The 15759-nt window shown below is 65.9% G+C and carries 18 protein-coding genes; 15 read left to right on the plus strand and 3 right to left on the minus strand.

The genetic code is table 11. The features are described from left to right. Positions 1-14 precede the first annotated feature (14 nt). From AB4Z42_RS00430 to AB4Z42_RS00455, 6 genes are read left to right on the plus strand one after another with little or no spacing between them, the layout of a single operon-like run. Complete coding sequence (locus AB4Z42_RS00430; protein ID WP_442007159.1) at positions 15-329, plus strand: UBP-type zinc finger domain-containing protein; 315 nt, start codon at positions 15-17, stop codon at positions 327-329. A gap of 22 nt (positions 330-351) precedes the next feature. Continuing rightward, positions 352-1614, plus strand: a complete 1263-nt coding sequence (gene purT, locus AB4Z42_RS00435; RefSeq protein WP_442007160.1) for a formate-dependent phosphoribosylglycinamide formyltransferase — start codon at positions 352-354, stop codon at positions 1612-1614. Next, on the plus strand, positions 1602-2054 hold the full coding sequence (locus AB4Z42_RS00440) for an Rv0361 family membrane protein (protein WP_442008060.1): 453 nt from the start codon (positions 1602-1604) through the stop codon (positions 2052-2054). Before purT ends, AB4Z42_RS00440 begins: the two co-directional genes overlap by 13 nt. Positions 2055-2073: 19 nt before the next feature. Then, the gene (locus AB4Z42_RS00445; RefSeq protein WP_442007161.1) at positions 2074-2487 is read left to right on the plus strand and encodes a rhodanese-like domain-containing protein; all 414 of its coding nucleotides are present in this window, start codon (positions 2074-2076) and stop codon (positions 2485-2487) included. Further along, positions 2484-3698: an O-succinylhomoserine sulfhydrylase gene (locus tag AB4Z42_RS00450; protein WP_442007162.1), complete on the plus strand. Its 1215-nt coding sequence runs from the start codon at positions 2484-2486 to the stop codon at positions 3696-3698. Before AB4Z42_RS00445 ends, AB4Z42_RS00450 begins: the two co-directional genes overlap by 4 nt. 12 nt (positions 3699-3710) lie before the next feature. Beyond that, positions 3711-4124 (plus strand): hypothetical protein, encoded by a 414-nt coding sequence (locus AB4Z42_RS00455; RefSeq protein ID WP_442007163.1) that lies wholly within the window; start codon positions 3711-3713, stop codon positions 4122-4124. On the opposite strand, the gene AB4Z42_RS00460 is transcribed toward AB4Z42_RS00455, so the two are convergent. After that, positions 4121-4984 carry an SDR family oxidoreductase gene (locus AB4Z42_RS00460; RefSeq protein ID WP_442007164.1) on the minus strand — a complete coding sequence of 288 codons (864 nt, stop codon included), beginning with the start codon at positions 4982-4984 and terminating at the stop codon, positions 4121-4123. The two genes, AB4Z42_RS00455 and AB4Z42_RS00460, sit on opposite strands and share 4 nt — an antisense overlap. Before the next feature lie 91 nt (positions 4985-5075). Here AB4Z42_RS00460 and AB4Z42_RS00465 point away from each other — a divergent pair, with 91 nt between their 5' ends. Continuing rightward, on the plus strand, positions 5076-6491 hold the full coding sequence (locus AB4Z42_RS00465; RefSeq protein WP_442007165.1) for a DUF222 domain-containing protein: 1416 nt from the start codon (positions 5076-5078) through the stop codon (positions 6489-6491). On the opposite strand, the gene AB4Z42_RS00470 is transcribed toward AB4Z42_RS00465, so the two are convergent. Continuing rightward, positions 6488-7330, minus strand: a complete 843-nt coding sequence (locus AB4Z42_RS00470) for an SDR family NAD(P)-dependent oxidoreductase (RefSeq protein ID WP_442008061.1) — start codon at positions 7328-7330, stop codon at positions 6488-6490. The genes AB4Z42_RS00465 and AB4Z42_RS00470 overlap by 4 nt on opposite strands. Before the next feature lie 103 nt (positions 7331-7433). Between AB4Z42_RS00470 and AB4Z42_RS00475 the strand changes: the two genes are divergently transcribed. Genes AB4Z42_RS00475 through AB4Z42_RS00495 form a run of 5 tightly spaced genes read left to right on the plus strand, consistent with a single transcriptional unit; the run spans position 7434 to position 11788 of the window. Then, on the plus strand, positions 7434-7931 hold the full coding sequence (locus AB4Z42_RS00475) for a GNAT family N-acetyltransferase (RefSeq protein ID WP_442007166.1): 498 nt from the start codon (positions 7434-7436) through the stop codon (positions 7929-7931). Then, positions 7928-9016: an LLM class flavin-dependent oxidoreductase gene (locus AB4Z42_RS00480; protein WP_442007167.1), complete on the plus strand. Its 1089-nt coding sequence runs from the start codon at positions 7928-7930 to the stop codon at positions 9014-9016. Before AB4Z42_RS00475 ends, AB4Z42_RS00480 begins: the two co-directional genes overlap by 4 nt. Further along, positions 9013-10122, plus strand: a complete 1110-nt coding sequence (locus tag AB4Z42_RS00485; RefSeq protein WP_442007168.1) for an LLM class flavin-dependent oxidoreductase — start codon at positions 9013-9015, stop codon at positions 10120-10122. Before AB4Z42_RS00480 ends, AB4Z42_RS00485 begins: the two co-directional genes overlap by 4 nt. Beyond that, on the plus strand, positions 10119-11453 hold the full coding sequence (locus AB4Z42_RS00490; RefSeq protein ID WP_442007169.1) for an NtaA/DmoA family FMN-dependent monooxygenase: 1335 nt from the start codon (positions 10119-10121) through the stop codon (positions 11451-11453). Before AB4Z42_RS00485 ends, AB4Z42_RS00490 begins: the two co-directional genes overlap by 4 nt. A 38-nt stretch (positions 11454-11491) precedes the next feature. Further along, positions 11492-11788 (plus strand): hypothetical protein, encoded by a 297-nt coding sequence (locus AB4Z42_RS00495; protein ID WP_442007170.1) that lies wholly within the window; start codon positions 11492-11494, stop codon positions 11786-11788. On the opposite strand, the gene AB4Z42_RS00500 is transcribed toward AB4Z42_RS00495, so the two are convergent. Further along, positions 11770-12510, minus strand: a complete 741-nt coding sequence (locus AB4Z42_RS00500; RefSeq protein WP_442007171.1) for an MBL fold metallo-hydrolase — start codon at positions 12508-12510, stop codon at positions 11770-11772. The two genes, AB4Z42_RS00495 and AB4Z42_RS00500, sit on opposite strands and share 19 nt — an antisense overlap. Before the next feature lie 34 nt (positions 12511-12544). On the opposite strand from AB4Z42_RS00500, the gene fgd reads away from it, so the two are divergent. The 3 genes from fgd to AB4Z42_RS00515 are packed head-to-tail and all read left to right on the plus strand — an operon-like array spanning position 12545 to position 15740. After that, positions 12545-13555 carry a glucose-6-phosphate dehydrogenase (coenzyme-F420) gene (gene fgd / locus AB4Z42_RS00505; RefSeq protein ID WP_442007172.1) on the plus strand — a complete coding sequence of 337 codons (1011 nt, stop codon included), beginning with the start codon at positions 12545-12547 and terminating at the stop codon, positions 13553-13555. A 30-nt stretch (positions 13556-13585) separates the two neighbouring features. Then, positions 13586-14566, plus strand: coding sequence for an endonuclease/exonuclease/phosphatase family protein (locus AB4Z42_RS00510; protein ID WP_442007173.1), 981 nt, complete (start codon positions 13586-13588; stop codon positions 14564-14566). 28 nt (positions 14567-14594) lie between these two features. Beyond that, positions 14595-15740, plus strand: a complete 1146-nt coding sequence (locus AB4Z42_RS00515) for a glycosyltransferase family 4 protein (protein WP_442007174.1) — start codon at positions 14595-14597, stop codon at positions 15738-15740. Positions 15741-15759 lie beyond the last annotated feature (19 nt).

A 15759-nucleotide genomic window follows, 5' to 3' on the forward strand; every position in this document is an offset into this window, starting at 1 on the left:
TATCGTTGATCAACATGCTGAGGAGATCACGCGAGCGCGTTGCGCAATCCTCGACGGTCCCCAGTACGTGCGAACACCTGGAAGCCGCGGTCGATGCCCGCGAGCCGGATCCGCACACGCCGGGACACTGCGAGGACTGCAAAGAGGACGGTAAGGATGCCTGGGCGCATCTGCGCATGTGCCTCACATGTGGGTACGTCGGATGCTGCGATTCAAGCCCGCACCAGCACGCCAACGCGCACTTCGCGCAGACCGGCCATCCGGTGATGCGGTCCATCGAACCGGGCGAGAGCTGGCGCTGGTGTTACATCGACGCCCGCGTGGGCTGACATCTGGCAGGCTGGACGCTCGATGAGTGAAACGACCGACGAACCGCAGACCGACGCAGACGAGCCCGAGACGGGACCGCAAGCGCGGCCCGAAGTCAGTACCCACCCCACGGTGATGCTGCTCGGTTCCGGCGAGTTGAGCCGAGAGCTGACGCTGGCGTTCCAGCGGCTCGGCGCCGCGGTGATCGCGGTGGACCGCTACGCCGACGCCCCGGCGCACGGTGTCGCTGACCGGTCCGCCGTGGTCAAGATGAACGACGGCGAGGCATTGGCCGCCGTCATCGAGAAGGAACATCCCCGGTACGTAGTGGCCGAGGCAAACCTGATCGCCGCGGATGCGCTGATCGCGGTCGCAGAGCGCGGCGACGTCGAGGTGTTCCCGACCCCGCGCAGCACCCGGCTGTCGCTCGATCGCGAAGGCCTGCGGCGGCTGGCCGCCGACGAGCTGGGCCTGCCCACCGCGCCGTTCTGGTTCGCGGGCTCTGCCGAGGAGCTCTCCGCCGTCGCGTTGCACGCCGGCTTCCCACTGGTGGTGAAGCCGATCGCGGCGGCGCCCGGTGAGGGTGAGTCGGTGCTGGTGCGAGCCGAAGACGTGGAGCCGGCCTGGCACCGAGCGATCGCCGCGGGCCGCATTCCGAACAACCGGGTGATGGCCGAGGCGGTCGTCGAGGTCGACTTCGAGGTGACGCTGCTCACCATCCGCACGGTCGGACCAACCGGGCCCGTCGTGCACTTCTGCGAGCCGATCGGCCACCGGCAGCTTGGCGGCGACGCACTCGAATCCTGGCAGCCCCAGCAGTTGTCGCCCGCAGCCCTGGACGCCGCGAAGTCCATCGGCGCGCGGATCGTCAACTCGCTGGGCGGGCGAGGAGTATTCGGCGTCGAAGTGCTGGTGCGCGGTGACGAGGTCTACTTCGACAACGTGCGACCGCGGCCGTACGACAGCGGTCTTGTGACGCTGCGCTCGCAACGACTCTCGCAGTTCGAGCTGCACGCCCGCGCGATCCTCGGGCTGTCGGTGGACACGATCATGGTGTCGCCGGCCGCCGCCGAAGTCAGCTACGCCGGTGCCGATGCCACCGACAGTGACGGCGCCGACCTGCATGCGGTGCTCGCCGAGGCGCTCGCCGTCGCGGAAAGCGACGTCCGCCTGTTCGGCAGGCCGGACGAGACCGAGGGCCACCGCCGGCTCGGAGTGGCGATCGCGACGGCCCCCGATCCGATCATCGCCAGGGACCGGGCCCGTCGCGTTTCGACGGCGCTGCGCAAACTCTGGCAGCCGTGACCGAATCCGAATCAAGCCGCGACCGGCCCACCGCGGCGCCGTTTGTGGCCGCCCTGGCAATCATTTCGCTTGTGGTGATCGCAATTGCGTTGGTGAACTATTTCTCCGATGACGAGCTGACCCCTCAGCAGCAGGTCGTGCGGGCCGCAGTGGCGCAGAACGATGCGCTGCAGAAGGAGAACTACGCCGACTTCCGAAGCAACACCTGTCACGCGGAGCAGGGGACCGAGGCCGAAGTCCTTGCCGGTCAACGCGAGTCGAAGGAAAAGCAGGGGCGGCGACTCATCGACGACGTGAACGATGTCGTGGTCGACGGCAATCGCGCCACGGCGAAGGTGACCTACCAATTCGACAAGACGCCGGATGTCAAAACCGATGTCGAAACGGCCTTCGTTCTCGAGGACGGAGCCTGGAAGGTCTGTTCATCTAGCCCCAGCTAGCTGTGGGAGACTCACGTCCGTGAGCTATGCCGGAGACATCACGCCTGAGGAGGCATGGAAGCTGCTGACCGATGACCCCGAGGCCGTGCTGGTCGACTGTCGCACCGACGCCGAATGGCGGTTCGTCGGTGTGGCCGATCTGTCGAGCCTCGATCGCGAGGTCGTCTACGTCGAGTGGAACAGTTCGGACGGCAAGCACAACGACGATTTCGTCGATGATCTCAAGTCTGCGGGTGTCACGCCGGGTGACCGGCCGGTGGTGTTCCTGTGCCGCTCCGGCAACCGCTCCATCGGTGCGGCCGAGGCCGCGACCGAGGCCGGTATCGCACCGTCGTACAACGTGCTCGACGGGTTCGAAGGCAATCTTGACGAGCACAAACACCGTGGCGGCACCGGCTGGAAGGCCGTCGGCCTGCCGTGGAGGCAGTCATGAGCTCTGACGTGCCGTCCGTCCGCAAGCCAGCCGAACTTCCCGAGGGCGTGAGCCAGGCGACCATCGGTGTGCGCGGGGGCCTGTTGCGGTCGGGGTTCGAGGAGACCGCGGAGGCGATGTACCTCACGTCGGGGTACGTCTACTCCTCGGCGTCCGAGGCGGAAAAGGCGTTCACCGGCGAGATCGACCGCTACGTGTACTCGCGCTACGGAAACCCGACCATCTCCATGTTCGAGGAGCGACTCCGCCTGATCGAGGGCGCGCCTGCATGTTTCGCGACGGCGACGGGGATGGCGGCGGTGTTCACCTCGCTGGGCGCGCTACTCGGTGCAGGTGACCGATTGGTCGCGGCCCGTAGCCTTTTCGGGTCGTGCTTCGTGGTGTGCAACGAGATCCTGCCGCGCTGGGGTGTGGAGACGGTGTTCGTCGACGGTGACGATCTGTCGCAGTGGGAGCAGGCGTTGTCCGTGCCGACTCAGGCGGTGTTCTTCGAGACGCCGTCGAATCCGATGCAGCAGTTGGTGGACATCGCCGCGGTATGCGAGCTCTCCCACGCCGCCGGCGCGAAAGTGGTGCTGGACAACGTATTCGCCACACCGATCCTGCAGCAGGGCATGCCGCTCGGCGCCGACGTCGTGGTGTATTCAGGCACCAAGCACATCGACGGGCAGGGCCGGGTGCTCGGCGGAGCGATCCTCGGTGACAAGCAGTACATCGACGAGCCGGTGCAGAAGCTGATGCGGCACACGGGTCCCGCGCTGAGCCCGTTCAATGCGTGGACGCTGCTCAAGGGTCTGGAGACGCTGGCTGTTCGAGTGGAGTACCAGAACGCGTCGGCGCACCGCGTCGCCGAGTTTCTCGAGAACCATCCCTCCGTGAGTTGGGTGCGCTATCCGTTCCTGGAATCGCATCCGCAGTACGACCTGGCGAAGCGCCAGATGACCGGGGGCGGAACGGTTGTCACCTTCGAACTCAAGGGTGGCACGAAGGAACGCGCATTCGAGATGCTCGACAAGCTGCGCATCGTCGACATCTCCAACAACCTCGGCGACTCCAAGTCGTTGATCACCCATCCGGCCACCACAACGCACCGCGCGATGGGTCCGGAGGGTCGCGCCGCGATCGGGCTCGGTGACGGTGTGGTGCGAATCTCGGTGGGGCTGGAGGGAACCGAGGATCTGATCGGCGATCTCGACCAGGCGCTGGCTTAGGTACCTCGTACGGTGTCGCGCAAGTCCCAGGCGAAGCAGGCCCGCCGCAAGAAGCGGCAGTCGGTCCAGAATTCGCGCTGGATTCCGGACGCGGTGCTCGATGGCATGTCGGAAGACATCGAGATGGCCGCGGTGCTCGAGGGACTCGATGAGCGAATCACCAAGCGCGGCTGGGCGTTCGATGAAGAACTCTCCGACGACGAGTCCGCGCTGTGGTACTTCATCCCGTCGACCGCCGAGGTGCCCGACGACGGTGAAGTGGTGCCGGTGACGACGATCGCGATGACCTCCGAGGACGCCGATGTGGTCCACGTCGTGTTCGTGGGGACCTCCGACGATTACCAGTTCGGTCTCGAGGAGCTGTTCGAGAACATCGACGTGATCGAGGGTTACCGCATAGGTGACCAGATCCCGGCGTTCGGCTAGCTCTTCCCCGGGCCCTCGACGACACCCTGCGCGGCTTGCGCGCGCTGTTCGTAGGTCTGCCGCGCGGTGGTGTCGAAGTCCAGGAACACGCGGTCCAGCCCGAGCTTGCGGTTTAGCCAGCGACGGCCGCGGGGTCCGAGCATCTGCGCGGCCTGCGCGGTGAACCGCAGCGGCGGAGGCACGGCCACATGGGTTTTCGGCTTCTCCAGCGTCTTGATGACAGCTTTGGCGATGTCCTCGGGCTCGACGGGCTTGATCGCTCCGCTGCCCGCGGTGCCGGAGATGAGCTCTGTGTTGGTGAACGGCGGCATGATCACCGAGACGTCGACGCCGTTCGGCGCGACCTCGTCGGCCAGTGCGGCCGACAAGCCGACGACGCCGAACTTGGCGCCGACGTAGACGACCTGCCCCGGCACGGGGATCAACCCGGACAACGAGGCGATGTTGATGATGTGGCCGCTTCTGCGGGCGATCATGTCGGGCAACACCAGCTGGCATCCCGCGATCACGCCGTACAGGTTCACCTCGATCGAGCTGCGGATCGACTGTTCGGACTGGTCGAGGAACGGGCCGATCGGCATCACGCCTGCGTTGTTGATCAGCACGTCGATGTGGCCGCCGCCGTCGGTGCGTGCCTTGTCGAGGAACGTCGCGAACGATTCGCGGTCGGTGACGTCGAGCGGATAACCCGAGACCTGGCCGAGCTTGGTCAGTTGCACGACGGCCGACTCCTGCAGGGCCACGTCGCGGTCACCGATGACCACTCGTGCCCCGCGCGCCAGGAGTGCCTTGGCGGTGGCGTACCCGATCCCGCGGGCAGCGCCGGTGATGGCGATGGTCTTACCCCGGATGTTGTCCATGCGGCCGAACTTTACACCTGTCAAGTTTGGGCGTGAAGCTGCGTTGTCGGACGCAGGTTTCTTGTCGGTGGGCGAATGTAGTGTCGAACGTATGTTCGATTCGGAGTTCGCGGAGGTCGACACCGCCGCGGTTGTCGCGGCGATCGAGGAGGGTGCGCGGGCCGAGGCTGTGGCCGGGGCGCGTCGGTTGGCTGCGATCGCTGAACTCAAGCGCCGGCGCGTCCTCGATGACGACGAATGTGCGCGGTGGGCGTGCGATTGGTGGGATTGCGCGGCCGCGGAGGTGGCCGCGGCGATGAACATCAGTGGGCGTAAGGCCTCGGGTCAGATGCGTATCGCGGTGGCATTGCGCGATCACCTTCCTGCGGTGGCTGAATTGTTCTGGCGCGGTGAGGTGAGTACGCGGGTGGTGGGTGCGATTACCTGGCGTACGCAGCTGATCACTGACGAGGCGGTGTGGGCCCGCGTTAATTGCGAGGTTGCCAAGCGGGCTACGAGGTGGGGTCCGCTCGCGGAGGACAAACTGACATCTGCGGTGGATGCATTGGTGTTGGAATTCGACGCGGCTGCGGTCATGGCGAGCAAGGCCGTGGCGCGTACCCGCGACTTCGTTGTCGGCGACATCGAGGATGAGGCCGGTACGACGGCGGTGTGGGGCCGGCTCAATGCCGCCGACGCCGCGGTGCTGAAGAAGAAGGTGGCCGCGATGGTGGCCACGGTGTGCGAGAACGATCCCCGCTCGGCCAACGAGCGACGCGCGGATGCGTTGGGGGCGTTGGCCAACGGTAACGATCATGTGCCGTGTACGTGTGAGTCACCGAACTGCCGGGCCCGGGCTGAGCAGCCGGCGCCGAAGTCCTCGGTGGTCGTCACGGTGTACACCGACCAAGCCACTCTCGAGGGGCTGCAGGGCGTTGCTCCCTCCTTTGGCACGGCGATCCTGTCGGGTACTGAGGCAATGCCCACGCCATTGCTGGCCGAGTTGCTCCGCGACGGCGCAAAGCTTCAACCGCTCAGCGCGCCGGGGCAGGACTGCGAGGCGGAGTCGCGGTACCGGCCGTCGGCGAAGCTGGTTCGCTTTGTGCGGGCGCGGGATCTGACGTGCCGCTTCCCTGGGTGCACGGCTCCTGCGGAGGTCTGCGATATCGACCATGTGATCCCCTATCCGCTCGGGGCCACGCATCCATCGAACCTGGCATGTCTGTGCCGAAAACACCATCTGCTCAAGACATTCTGGGCCGGGGACTGGGAGCTGAAACTGCGGTCTGATGGTGCGGCGGTGTGGACCTCGCCGACCGGTCGCACGTATACGACGCATCCGGGGTGTCGAAGTTACTTCCCCGACTGGGATACCGACACCGGGGAACTACCACCACCAGCGCAGCCGGGGACGTTCAGCACCGACCGGGGCCTGATGATGCCCCAACGCAAACGCACCCGCGCACAAGACCGCGCCGCACACATCAAAGCCGAACGCGAACAAAACAACTCGCCACCGCCCTTCTAATTGGAAGAGGGCGACAGCATCGCCCGCAGTTCCTTGAGCAATCGCTTTGACATGCGCAGCGACAAGGCGGGCGACAGCCGTTCCATGTACCACCACACCTTCCACCAGCCGGGCACCACAATCATCGCGTCATTGCGCAGCACAGCCCGAAGGACACGTTCGGCGAATTTGTCGGCATCCATCGGCCGCAACCGCTCCCAGGACTTGAGAAAGTCCTCATCGCTGATTCCCGGCTGGTTGATCCGTCTGTACTCGCCTCCGGAAAGGATCGGCGTCCGGATCACGCCGGGGCACAGCGCCGACGCGCGTACTCCGTGCCGCTCGGCCTCCACCCGCAATGTCCGCGAGATCGCGACGACGGCGTGCTTGGTGGCCGTGTAGCTCGCCTGGCCGACGGTGGTGGTCAGCCCGGCCATCGAGGCCGTGTTCACGATGTGTCCGGAGCCCTGACGGATCATGATCGGGTAGACCGCCTGAATTCCGTGCACCACGCCGCGCAGGTTCACGTCGAAGACGTCGTTCCAGTCGTCGAGGCTGTACGAGTCGATCTCGCCGGAGACCCCGATGCCTGCGTTGTTGAACAGGTAGTCGATCCGCCCGGATTCCTGCACCGCCTCGGCCACGGCGCGCTCGAACGACGGATGGTCGCGGACGTCGAGTTCGATCGCATGCACCTTGGCGCCGCCGCCGCTCAGTCGCTGTGCCAACTCCTGTGCCCGGCCGATCTGGCGGTCGGCGATCCAGACCACCGCGCCCCCACGCACCAGCTCGCCGGTGAGCGCGGCGCCGATTCCGGATGCGCCGCCAGTGACGATGCGACCTTCCCCGACACGCTCGATGGCATGGCGAAAGAATAGGCCGACATGCGCTCAGTTCAGATCAGCGTGAGCGAATCCCCTGGTCCGGAATGCACACACGCGCACAGCGTTAGACAGTTAAGTGATGACCGTGTCGACGCTCGATGAACTCCGCTTCGTGGCGGTGAGGCAGCATGACCCGCTGGCCGCACCGCTGCTGGCCGAGTTGGCTGTCGAGTACTCCGGCCGGTACGGCGGCACCGAGCAGCGGGTCATGCAATGGCTGCTCGAGGAGTATCCCGCCGAGGACTTCACACCGCCGGACGGTGCACTGCTGATCGGACTTCTCGACGGTCAACCCGTCACCGGAGGTGCGTTCCGGCGGTTCGACGACACCAGGGCCGAGCTCAAGCGCGTGTGGACCGACAGCCGCTACCGGCAGCGGGGCTACGCCAAGGCCGTGGTGGCCGAACTCGAGCGCGAGATCGCGTCTCGGGGGTATCGCCGCGTCTACCTGACTACCGGAAACCGTCAGCCCGAAGCCGAGGCGCTCTATCTGTCATCCGGGTACACACGGCTCGACGGGCCGCTGCCCACCGTCGGCGAGGCCTATCCGGTCGCCTTCGAGAAGGAATTGCGATGACGGGACATCTTCATCTCGGCGTCGCACTGGACGGCTACGGATGGCACCCGGAGGCCTGGCGTCACACCTCGGGCGGCGAGCCTGTCACCAGTGGCCGCTACTGGTCCGGCCTGGCCGCCACCGCCGAGCGCGGCCTGCTCGACTTCGTGACGTTGGACGACGCCCTCACCCCGCAGCGGCGCCGCCGCGCCGAGATCGAGCCGCGCTGGCTTGCGGGGCGACCCGACGCCGTCCTCATCGCGTCAAGGGTGGCGCCGGTGACTGAGCACATCGGACTAATACCAGTCGCGACCGTAACCCACACCGAACCATTCCACGTCTCCAAAGCCATTGCCACACTTGACTTCGTCTCCCACGGACGGGCGGGCTGGCAGGTACGGGTCAGCAGTACAGCGCACGAGGCAGAGCTGTTCGGCCGCCGCGACGTCGGCAGTGTCGACCTGTTCGACGAAGCGTCCGATGCCGTCGAGGTCGCGCGGCGATTGTGGGACAGCTGGGAGGACGACGCAGTCATCCGCGACGTCGAGTCCGGACGGTTCATCGACCGCGACAAACTGCACTACATCGACTTCGTCGGCAAGTACTTCTCGGTCAAGGGCCCGTCGATAACCCCGCGCCCGCCGCAGGGCCAGCCTGTCGTGGCCGCGCTCGCGCACGCACAACCCGCCTACGAATTCGCCGCGCGCAGCGCCGATCTGGTCTTCATCACCCCGAAGGACGACAGTTCGCTCCGATCCATCACCGAAGAGGCCACGCAAGCCGGCGGTAGCAAGCTCAAGGTCTATGCCGACCTGTTCGTCTCGTTCTCTGGAATCACCGACCCTCGATCGGACGCGCTGGTCTTCGATGGAACACCCGCCGAACTGGCGGATGTGATCGTCAGGTGGTGGCAGGCGGGTGTCGACGGCATCCGGCTGCGCCCCTCCGTCAACGCCCTGGACCTTCCCGTCATCGTCGACGAGGTGGTGCCGATTCTGCAGCGCGCCGGACGATTCCGCAGCGCATACGACGACGGTGACACACTGCGCGAGCGGCTCGGTCTGCCGGTAGCCGAGAACCGATATGTGAAGGCGGAGGAGCCATGACGGTCCCGTTGTCGATCCTCGACCTGGCGCCGATCAGCGAAGGTGCCGATGCCGCAACGGCATTGCGCAATTCTGTCGACCTGGCCCAGCACGCCGAGCTGTGGGGCTACAAGCGCTATTGGGTCGCCGAACATCACTTCGTCGCGGTCACATCCGCACAGCCCGCCGTTCTCATCGGTCAGATCGCCGCCGCCACCGACACAATTCGAGTCGGAGCCGCTGCGGTGCAACTGGGCCAGACGACCGCCGTCGCGGTCGTCGAGAGCTTCGGCATCCTCGATGCGTTTCACCCTCGTCGCATCGACCTCGGTGTCGGCCGGTCCGGGCAGCGGCGCAGGGAGTCGCAACGGGAGTCCGCCAACAAACCCAAGCCCCCGCAAGAATGGCGCGACGTCGGCGGTGTCGTCATACCACCGCCATTCGACATCAGCGCGCTGATGCGCAACCCGCGGTTGCGCGCGAAGCAGTCCGTGCTGCAGCAGCCCGAGGCCGTCGCACCGGATTTCGGCGACCAGGTCGGGGACATCCTGGCGATGATCGACGGCAGATATCGCATCGGGGATGTGGACGCACACGTCACACCCGGTGAGGGGGCAGCACTGATCCCGTGGGTGTTCGGCAGCAGCAAGGGGCAGAGCGCACAAGTCGCAGGCGCGCAGGGGCTTCCGTTCGTCGCGAGCTACCACATCACCCCGGCCACGGCGCTGGACGCGGTCGACGCCTACCGCGACGCATTCCAGCCGTCGGCGGCGTTGTCCGAGCCGTATGTGGTGGTGTCGGCCGACGTCGTGGTCGCCGATGACACCGACTCGGCACATCATCTGGCGTCGAGTTACGGACACTGGGTGCACTCGATTCGTGCGGGCGACGGCGCTGTTCCGTATCCGGATCCCGACGCGGTGGAACCGCTGACCGACGAACAGTTGGAGGTCGTGAAGGACCGCACCGCAACCCAATTCGTCGGGGATGCCGACGAGGTCGCCGACAAACTCGAGACGTTGCAACGCGTCACAGGGGCCGACGAACTGGTCGTCACCTCCGTCACGCACGACCACTCCGATCGGCTGCGCAGCCACGAATTACTCGCGAAGAGGTGGGGACTGTGACCAGGCGAGAGGGTAGGGATCGCAAGCAGATCCACCTGGCCGCACACTTTCCGGGCGTCAACAACACCACGGTCTGGTCGAGTCCGGAATCCGGCAGCCAGATCGACTTCGACTCCTTCGTGCACCTGGCCCGCACCGCAGAGCGGGGCTTTTTCGATTTCTTCTTCCTCGCCGAGGGTCTGCGGCTGCGGGAACACCGCGGACGCATTCACGACCTCGATGTGGTCGGTCGACCCGACACGTTCACCGTGCTCGCCGCCCTCGCCGCGGTCACCGACAGGCTCGGCCTGACCGGGACCATCAACACCACCTTCAACGAACCATTCGAGGTGGCACGGCAATTCGCCTCCCTGGACCACCTGTCCGACGGCCGCGCCGGCTGGAACATGGTCACTTCGTCGGACGCGTTCACCGGTGAGAACTTCCGCAGGGGCGGGTTTCTCGACCACTCCGAGCGCTACAAGCGGGCCGAGGAGTTCGTCACCGTCGCGCGTGAGTTCTGGGACAGCTGGGCACCCGACGCCGTCGTCGCCGACCACGAGAACGGAATCTACGTCGACCCCAACCGTATTCGTGTCATCGAGCATCGCGGTCCGCAGTTCGACGTCCGCGGCGTGAGTACCGTGCCGCGCGCACCACAGGGGCATCCCGTTCTGCTGCAGGCGGGTGACTCCGCCGATGGCCGTGCGTTCCTGGCCAAATACGCCGACGCCGCGTTCACCATGCACTCGTCTCTGGAAGCGGGGCAGGCCTACTACGCCGACGTCAAGGCGCGCGCAGCGTCGTACGGGCGAGATCTCAATGAGCTCAAAGTGTTTCCGGCGGCCACGTTCGTCCTCGGTGACACACCCGATGAGGCGAAGGACGCGGCCCGCCATATCCGGAGACAGCAGGTGAGCCCCCAGACGGCGATCGCGATGCTCGAGCAGGTGTGGCAACGCGACCTGTCCGGCTACGACCCCGACGGCCCGCTCCCCGATGTCGAGCCCGCCGACGACCCCACCGTCTCCCAGGGCCGGGTGCGCCACGGTGATCCCAAGGCGGTGGCCGCTGCATGGCGCGAGCGCGCCGAGGCCGACAACCTGTCCATTCGCGAACTGGTCATCGCCGTCACCAGCCGTCAACAGTTCGTCGGCACCGCTGCGCAGATCGCCGACGAGATCGACCTGCATGTGCAGTCGGACGCCTGCGACGGGTTCATTCTGGTGCCCCACCTCACGCCGCGCGGTCTCGACGAATTCGTCGAGACCGTGGTGCCGTTGCTTCAGGAGCGCGGTACGTTCCGCACCGGATATTCCGGGCACACGCTGCGCGATCATCTCGGCCTATAGGCTGGCCCGCAGGTGTCGTAGCGACACCGGGGGTGGAAATGTCCTTGTCACAGCCGACGGTTGGGTGGTTGCTCCTCGCTGCCGCTGTGCTGACCGCTGTCGTCGGGCTGGCATCGCGGGTGTTCTTCGGCCGCAGGCGTCACACCAAATCTGTGCGGGCGATGGTGCGCACCTTCACCAGAACCGGTATCGCGCGGCTGCTGTTCGGCCGGTTCGAGGATGAAGTGCTCAACGACGACGAACTCGACACCATGATCCTGATGCCCACCGTCGTGGTGGCCTGCGGACTCTGCCTTACGGCGTTGTTCCTGCTCGGCTACGCCACTTTGGCTTGAGCCTCTTCGGCGGCGTCCCGGATCGAACCCCGCCACACCGGGCCGTGTCCCGGAAGCAGGACCTCGGTGTCCAGCAGCGCCAGCGCCCCCAGGCTGCGCACGCACCCGTCCTCGTCGTGGTTGAACAACATCGGCAGCAGCTGCGGCCCGGGACGCGGTGCCAGCGGGTGGCCGGTGACCAGGGCGTCACCGCTGACCAGGACGCCGTCCACGACGAAAGAGCAGTGGCCGCCGGTGTGTCCCGGGGTGGGGATCGCGACCGGTGCGCCGGGAAGGCCGGCGGCGACGTCTTCGGTCAGCGCCAGAGTGCTCGGGATGCCCTCGTGGGTCAGCGCACCCTTGCGGCCGATCGCCACCGTCCACGCGAGGTAGCGCGGCTGCCAGATGTGCTTGGCGATGTCGACAGGCGACGCCTGCTCCAGGTACTCCCGTTTGGAGTGGCCGACCTCGTGGGCGTGGCAATACACTGGCGTGCCATGGGTTTTCGCGAACCAGATGGCAGACCCGAAGTGGTCGATGTGCGCATGTGTCAGCAGGATCGCCCGCAGGTCGTCGACGCCGAACCCGAGCCGGCGCATGGACTCCAGCACATCGTCACGGCTTCCCGGGAAGCCGGCGTCGATCAGGATCACCCCGTCACCGTCGGTGACCAGAGTCCAATTGACCAGGTCGGTGTAGGCGAAGTGCACGCTGTCTGTGATGGCGTCCAGGGCTACTGCCATGACGCGAGTCTAAGCAGGAGAGTAGAAATGAAACGTGCCTGAACTGAAACTCGGATACAAGGCGTCGGCGGAGCAATTCGACCCACGAGAACTCGTCGAGCTAGGTGTCGCCGCTGAAGCGCACGGCATGGACAGTGCGACCGTCAGCGACCACTTCCAGCCGTGGCGCCACGAAGGCGGCCACGCGCCGTTCTCACTGGCCTGGATGACTGCGGTGGGCGAGCGCACCAAGCGGCTTGTCCTCGGGACGTCGGTGCTGACCCCCACCTTCCGCTACAACCCGGCCGTCATCGCCCAGGCCTTCGCGACCATGGGATGCCTGTATCCCGACCGGATCTTCCTCGGGGTAGGCACCGGCGAGGCACTCAACGAGATCGCGACCGGATACGAGGGCGAGTGGCCCGAGTTCAAAGAGCGTTACGCCCGCCTGCGCGAATCCATCAAGCTGATGCGCGAACTGTGGCTCGGCGACCGCGTCGACTTCGAGGGCGAGTACTACAACACCAAAGGCGCCTCGATATACGACGTTCCCGAGGGCGGCATTCCGATATACATCGCCGCGGGCGGACCGCAGGTGGCGAAGTACGCGGGTCGCGCGGGCGACGGTTTCATCTGTACGTCCGGTAAGGGTGAGGAGCTGTACAAGGACAAGCTGATCCCCGCGGTGAAGGAGGGCGCAGCGGCCGCCGACCGCGACCCCGACAGCATCGACCGGATGATCGAGATCAAGATCTCCTACGATCCCGACCCGAAGCTGGCGCTGGAGAACACCCGGTTCTGGGCCCCGCTGTCGTTGACCGCGGAGCAGAAGCACAGCATCAACGACCCCATCGAGATGGAGAAGGCTGCCGACGAGCTGCCCATCGAGCAGGTCGCCAAGCGCTGGATCGTCGCTTCGGATCCCGACGAAGCCGTCGAAATGGTTGGCCAGTACGTGAAGTGGGGACTGAACCACCTCGTGTTCCACGACCCTCGCCACGATCAGCGCCGGTTCCTCGAGCTGTTCGGCAAGGACCTCGAGCCACGGTTGCGCCGACTCGGCTGAGGTCGCGCACCGAAGCATAACCAGCACAACATGATTCGACTGTTCGTCACCGTCCTCGGCGTGCTCGCGTTCGCGGTCGGCGCAGCCGGACTGATATCGCGCTATCTGCCGGTCAGCAATGAGCTCGTCGTCGTGGCGGCCGCGGCGTCGCCGTACCTGACGGTTGCGGGCGTGGCAGCGATGGCCCTGTTCGGCCTGGCACAGCGCTGGGTGCTGACGATCGTCGCTGCGGTGCTGTGCGTGGTGATGATCGCCGTCCAGCTGCCCCGCTTCATCGGGCCCGAGGGCACGGATGTGCCGAGTGTCGCCGTCAGGGTGGTCACCGCCAATCTCGGCTTCGGACAGGCAGATTCGGGTGCGGTCACCGAATTGGCGCGCACGACGGCCGATGTGCTGGTGATCCAGGAGTTGACGCCGGACGCCGCCGCCGGGCTGTCCTCGGCCGGCCTGGAGGAGACGTTCCCGCACCACATGGTCAACGCCGAGGACGGGGCGTCGGGGATCGGGGTGTGGAGCCGGTATCCAATCGTCGAGACCGCGCGCATCGACGGCTACCAGATGCCGATGCTGATGACCCGGATCCAGGTCCCTTCGGTGAGATTTCCGACGACCGTGCTGGCGGTGCACCTCGCCGCCCCGTGGGTGCAGCCGCTACACCTCTTCCGCGACGACCTGGCCCGCTTCCCGGCCACCTTGCGTGAGGTGTCCCGCGACGCCGGCGCGGGTGCGGTGATCGTGGCAGGCGACCTGAACTCCACCATCGACATGCAGCCGTTCCGGAAGCTGCTCGACGCGGGCTACCGCGACGCGGGTGAGCTGGCAGGGGCTGGGCTGACTCGCACCTACCCGAACAAACCCTGGCTCGGGCCGATGATCGGTATCGACCACGTGCTCGTCTACAACTGCACCGCATCATCGGCGGGCACCGTGGAACTGCCCGGCTCCGATCATCGCGGGCTGGCCACCACCATCGAGGTACCGGTCGACCCGACCGCAAGTTATCCGGTCTAGCTGCGCGTGACTGATAACATGCGCCGGGATGGGCGGGGGCGATTCAGAATCAGACGTCGAAGGCGATGCGGCGCCGCTGCGTTTCGCGTTCCTGACTGAGCTCTACTATCCCAACATCGGAGGCCAGGAAGTCTTCTTCGGGGAGCTGGGTGCGGCCATGGTTCGTCGAGGCCACTCGGTGGACGTATATTGCATTGCTCACCAGCCCGGCCTCGTCGCCGAAGAAGTGATCAACGGTGTACGCGTTCATCGAAGCCGGGGTAGCGGCGGCTACAAGAAGCCCTTGATTCCTGCCCTTCGGCGAAACTGGTCCGATATCCTGCGATTCAGCGCCTGGGTTCGAAAGTTGGCGAAGACGCAGGAATATGACTTCTATCTTATGAATCAATGGCCGCTGCTGCATATTCCGGCGCTGACCATGCGGGCGCGCAGACGGGGCGGGATTCATTGGTGTGAAGTGCGTCGGGGGCGGCCGCTGCGGCTGGCGCAGGCCTTTCTGCCCCGCCTAGTGGCTTCGAACTTCGCCGTCAGCGATGCTGTCGCGGACGCGATGAGGATCGAATCCGGGCGAGAGTTCTCGGTTCTGCCCAGTGGTATCGACGTCGCCCGCTACCAGCCCAGTGAGCGGGCGAACCGGTCAGGCGCGCTCTACGTCGGACGACTGTCGCAGCACAAGAATCTGCCCCTGCTCATCGACGGGTTCGCGCTCGCCGCCGAGCGGGGCTTTGCAGGCGATCTTGTGATCGCTGGCGACGGCGATGCAAGAGTCGAGGTCGAAGAGTACGCAATGCGGTCCACTGTCGCCGATCGGATCAAGTTTCTTGGGTTCGTCACCGAGGAACTTAAGATCGAACTCCTCTCGCGCGCAGCAATTCTCGGGATGCCGAGTACACGGGAGGGATTTCCGCGGGTGATCACCGAAGCGATGGCCAGCGGCCTGCCTGTTGTGACGCCCACCTTCGCCGAGAACGGCGCAAAGGACGTGGTGCTTCAGTACGGCGTTGGCGTGGTCTGCGGTACCGAGCCGACCGAATTCGCCGAAGCAATGCTGGCAGCGGATGCCGGCTGGGAAGCCTTTTCGCGAGCGGGGCTGACCGCGGCGCAGACGCTCGACTGGGGGGATATCGCCAGGTCGCTCGAAGAGCACGCCCACGAGGTTCTCGCCAAGCAATAGCCGTCCAGCCATCGAGGTA

The sequence above is a fragment of the Mycobacterium sp. 2YAF39 genome (assembly GCF_052114565.1).
GTDB lineage: Bacteria > Actinomycetota > Actinomycetes > Mycobacteriales > Mycobacteriaceae > Mycobacterium.

Bases quoted from the DNA above. Each gene is read 5' to 3' on its own strand.
- AB4Z42_RS00430 (WP_442007159.1), top strand. From the start codon at position 15: ATGCTGAGGAGATCACGCGAGCGCGTTGCGCAATCCTCGACGGTCCCC.
- AB4Z42_RS00485 (WP_442007168.1), top strand. From the start codon at position 9,013: ATGACGGTCCCGTTGTCGATCCTCGACCTGGCGCCGATCAGCGAAGGT.
- AB4Z42_RS00480 (WP_442007167.1), top strand. From the start codon at position 7,928: ATGACGGGACATCTTCATCTCGGCGTCGCACTGGACGGCTACGGATGG.
- AB4Z42_RS00460 (WP_442007164.1), bottom strand. From the start codon at position 4,984: ATGGACAACATCCGGGGTAAGACCATCGCCATCACCGGCGCTGCCCGC.
- AB4Z42_RS00450 (WP_442007162.1), top strand. From the start codon at position 2,484: ATGAGCTCTGACGTGCCGTCCGTCCGCAAGCCAGCCGAACTTCCCGAG.
- purT (WP_442007160.1), top strand. From the start codon at position 352: ATGAGTGAAACGACCGACGAACCGCAGACCGACGCAGACGAGCCCGAG.
- AB4Z42_RS00510 (WP_442007173.1), top strand. From the start codon at position 13,586: ATGATTCGACTGTTCGTCACCGTCCTCGGCGTGCTCGCGTTCGCGGTC.
- AB4Z42_RS00500 (WP_442007171.1), bottom strand. From the start codon at position 12,510: ATGGCAGTAGCCCTGGACGCCATCACAGACAGCGTGCACTTCGCCTAC.
- AB4Z42_RS00495 (WP_442007170.1), top strand. From the start codon at position 11,492: ATGTCCTTGTCACAGCCGACGGTTGGGTGGTTGCTCCTCGCTGCCGCT.
- AB4Z42_RS00465 (WP_442007165.1), top strand. From the start codon at position 5,076: ATGTTCGATTCGGAGTTCGCGGAGGTCGACACCGCCGCGGTTGTCGCG.
- AB4Z42_RS00475 (WP_442007166.1), top strand. From the start codon at position 7,434: ATGACCGTGTCGACGCTCGATGAACTCCGCTTCGTGGCGGTGAGGCAG.
- AB4Z42_RS00515 (WP_442007174.1), top strand. From the start codon at position 14,595: ATGGGCGGGGGCGATTCAGAATCAGACGTCGAAGGCGATGCGGCGCCG.